Source organism: Nocardioides sp. CPCC 206348 (genome assembly GCF_048654705.1).
Classification (GTDB): Bacteria; Actinomycetota; Actinomycetes; order Propionibacteriales; family Nocardioidaceae; genus Nocardioides.
Window position 1 is genome coordinate 19,477 of record NZ_JBMCZA010000114.1, and the last position, 3,603, is coordinate 23,079.

Annotated in this window: 3 protein-coding genes; all 3 read left to right on the forward strand. The window is 69.5% G+C overall.

Features of this window, described 5'->3' with window-relative positions; translation table 11 throughout:
- Positions 1–825, forward strand: an 825-nt coding sequence (locus ACOADB_RS06990; RefSeq protein WP_378597237.1) for a hypothetical protein, incomplete at its 5' end; no start/stop codon positions are given.
- A 6-nt stretch (positions 826–831) separates the two neighbouring features.
- A complete protein-coding gene (locus tag ACOADB_RS06995; protein WP_378597238.1) occupies positions 832–2,340 on the forward strand; it encodes an MFS transporter in 1,509 nt (502 codons plus the stop codon).
- A gap of 72 nt (positions 2,341–2,412) precedes the next feature.
- A complete protein-coding gene (locus tag ACOADB_RS07000) occupies positions 2,413–3,558 on the forward strand; it encodes an acyl-CoA dehydrogenase family protein (RefSeq protein ID WP_378597239.1) in 1,146 nt (381 codons plus the stop codon).
- The last annotated feature ends 45 nt before the right edge of the window (positions 3,559–3,603 follow it).

Genomic DNA, 3,603 nt, shown 5'->3' on the forward strand with positions numbered 1-3,603 from the left:
GCGTTCGTGCCGGCCGCTGCGAATCCGCCGCCGCCGGCGTTCCTTGCCGCGACGCCCACCGGACGTCGTACCTCCTCGAAGAAGTGGTGGGTCCTGGGTGGGGTGGCTGCCGTGGTCGCGCTCGGCACGGGCATCGGTGCCGCCCTGCTCACCGGCGGCGACGACGGGGACGACCCGACGGAAGGGGCGTCCTTCCTCGCACTCGACCCCAAGGAGATCCTGCAGGCCTCCGAGAAGGACATGGTGGTCCTCGAGACGGCGCGGATCCGCGGCCAGTTCGACGACGACGGCTCGCCCGTCGAGGTGGACGTCACGGCGACCAGCCGCGGTGACTGCAAGGGCACGATGAAGGAGTCGTCCGGCGGCGTGGCCGAGATCCTGCGGGTGGACGACAACATCTACCTCCGCGCCGATGCGAAGTTCTGGAACTCCGCGAGCGGCGACGGCACGGCGGCGCTGGTGCTTCCCGTCATCGGGGACCGGTGGGTGCTCGAGAACAGCCTGCTCGAGACGACCGACGCCTTCTGCGACCTCGACGAGTTCCTGGAGCGCGACGGCCGCGAGGGCGCCACCGCGACCAGCCTGGGCCAAGAGGAGGTCGGCGGCGACGACGCCGTCAAGATCGAGCAGGTCGAGGGCTCGCAGCGCGAGGTGCTCTACGTCCGGCTGGGCGAACCGCACTACCTGCTGCGCATCGAGGAGAGCGACGTCGACTTCTTCGAGTTCTCCGACTTCGACAAGGAGGCCGAGATCAAGGTGCCGCCGGCCGCCGACGTCTTCGACCTCCAGGCCTTCCTCGACAAGGCCGAGGAGAGCCTGAACTAGTCGGGAATGCCGTACGACGACCGCGGGTTGCCCAAGGACGTGACCACCTCTGCGCCCGCGACCGCGTCCAGGGCCAGCGTGGGACTGCGCAGTGACCGGGGTCCGATCCTCGGCGCGGTGATGCTGAGCACCGCGCTGGTCGCCATCGACACCACGATCCTGGCCACGGCGGTGCCGTCGATCGTCGACGACCTGGGTGGCTTCACGCAGTTCCCGTGGCTGTTCTCGACGTACCTCCTCGCGCAGGCGGTGACCACGCCGATCTACGGCAAGCTCGCCGACGTCTTCGGCCGCAAGCCGCTGATGCTCTTCGGGATCGGGCTGTTCGTCCTCGGGTCGGTGCTGTGCGCGCTCTCCTGGAGCATGACCGCGTTGATCGTGTTCCGCGGCGTGCAGGGCCTGGGTGCGGGCGCCATCCAGCCGGCCGGCATGACGATCATGGGTGACATCTACTCCGTCGCCGAGCGCGCCGTCGCGCAGAGCTATGTCGCCGGCGTGTGGGCGACGTCCGCGGTCGTCGGACCGACGCTCGGCGGACTGCTGTCCGAACAGGCGTCGTGGCGCTGGATCTTCTGGGTCAACGTCCCGCTCGGTGCCGTGGCCGCGGTCGTCCTGCTCCGCAGCTTCCACGAGACCGCGGCGCACGACGCCCGCGCGGAACGGCGATCGATCGACGTCGGTGGTGCCGCCCTGTTGGCGGGCGCCGCGCTGTTGCTGCTGCTCGGCCTGCTCGAGGGCGGCATCCGGTGGGCCTGGTGGTCCCCGCTCGGCGTCGGCATCTTCGCGGCGGCCGCCGTACTCCTGGTGGCGTTCGTCGCCGTCGAGCGTCGCGTCCCGGACCCCGTGCTGCCGCTGTGGATCTTCAACAACCGGGTCCTCAATGCCGCGACCGTCGGCGCGTTCGTGGTCGGCATGGTGATGCTCGGCGTGACGTCGTACGTCCCCGTCTACGCGCAACGGGTGCTGGGTGCCGGTGCCGTGGTGGCCGGCCTCGCCGTGGCGGCCCTGGCCATCGGCTGGCCCATCGCCGCGAGCACCGCCGGCCGCTTCTACCTGCGCTGGGGCTACCGGCCCTGCCTGCTCGCGGGCGCCGGGTTCGGCCTCATCGGCACCGGAATCATCGCCAGCGTCGGTCCCGACAGCCCGGTGTGGGTGCTGGCCATCGGCTGCCTGGTCCTCGGCCTCGGCCTCGGGTACGTCGCCAGTCCCAGCATCGTCGCCGCCCAGTCCGCCGTGGGGTGGCGCGACCGTGGCGTCGCCACCGGCACCAACGTGTTCGCCCGGTCGCTCGGAAGCGCGGTGGGGGTGGCCGTCTTCGGGGCCGTCGCGAACGGTGTCGTCGCATCGCGACTCGGCGGTGGGCACCATGCCGGCGACGTCAACCTGGACGCCCTGCCGGTCGGCATCCTGGACCCCGCGCTGCACACGGTCTTCGTCGTCGTGGCGTGCACGTCGCTCGCCCTGGTCGTGGCCGGACTGGTGATGCCGTCGCGCGTCTCGGTGGCGGACGAGTAGCCCAACCCGGTGGCCCGAATGTTGTGCATCGGGACAACGACGGCGATGTGACCCACCAGTAGGGTTGGGGGCATGAAGCGCGAGATCTATGAAGAGGACCACGAGGCCTTCCGGTCGTCCGTGAAGGAGTTCATCGACAGGTCGGTCCTGCCGCACACCGAGGAGCACATCGCCGCGAAGGCGCTGCCCCGCGAGTTCTGGCTGGAAGCCGGCAAGCAGGGCCTGCTGGGCCTCGAGGTCCCCGAGCAGTACGGCGGCGCCGAGGCCGGCGACTTCCGGTTCAACGCCGTCCTCCAGGAGGAGCTCGCCAAGGTCGGCGCGGCGTACCCCACCTGCCACGGCATCCACGCCGACATCACGGCGCCGTACATCGTCGAGCTGGGCACCGAGGAGCAGAAGGAACGCTGGCTCCCGGGTGTCGTGTCCGGCGAGATCCTGCTCGGCATCGGCATGACCGAGCCGTCGGGTGGCTCGGACCTCGCGAACCTGAAGTCCACCGCGGTCCGCGACGGCGACGAGTGGATCATCAACGGCTCGAAGACGTTCATCACCAACGGCTACTCCGGCGACCTGTTCGTCACCGCCGTGCGCACCGACCCCGAGCGTGGCCCGAAGGGCATCACCCTGTTCGGCATCGAGGCCACGAAGGAAGGCTTCTCGCGCGGCCGCAAGCTCGACAAGGTCGGCATGGAGGAGTCCGACACCGCCGAGCTGTTCTTCGAGAACGTCCGCGTCACCGACGCCGAGATCATCGGTGAGCTCAACATGGGCTTCATCCACATGATGCAGAAGCTCCCGCAGGAGCGCCTCGGCTGCGCGGTCGCGAACGTCGCGCAGGCCAAGCAGATCCTCATCGAGACCCTGCAGTACACGAAGGACCGCCAGGCCTTCGGCCAGTCGATCGGCAAGTTCCAGAGCAACAAGTTCCTGCTCGCCGAGCTCTTCACCCAGATCGAGGTTGCCGAGGCCTACATCGACAAGTGCGTCCTCGCGCACAGCAAGGGCGAGCTCACCGCCATCGACGCCTCCAAGGCGAAGTGGTGGTCCAGCCAGGCCCAGAGCGAGGTTCTCGACGCCTGCGTCCAGCTGCACGGTGGCTACGGCTTCATGAACGAGTACCGCGTGGCCCGGGCCTGGCGTGACGCCCGCGTCACGAAGATCTGGGCGGGCTCGAACGAGATCATGAAGGAGCTCATCGGGCGCGACCTCGGGCTGTGAGTGCGGTGCAGGAATCCCCGCTGAGGCGGGGATTCCTGCGCTTCC

Coding starts and splice junctions, on each gene's coding strand:
- ACOADB_RS06995 (WP_378597238.1), top strand. CDS start 832: ATGCCGTACGACGACCGCGGGTTGCCCAAGGACGTGACCACCTCTGCG.
- ACOADB_RS07000 (WP_378597239.1), top strand. CDS start 2,413: ATGAAGCGCGAGATCTATGAAGAGGACCACGAGGCCTTCCGGTCGTCC.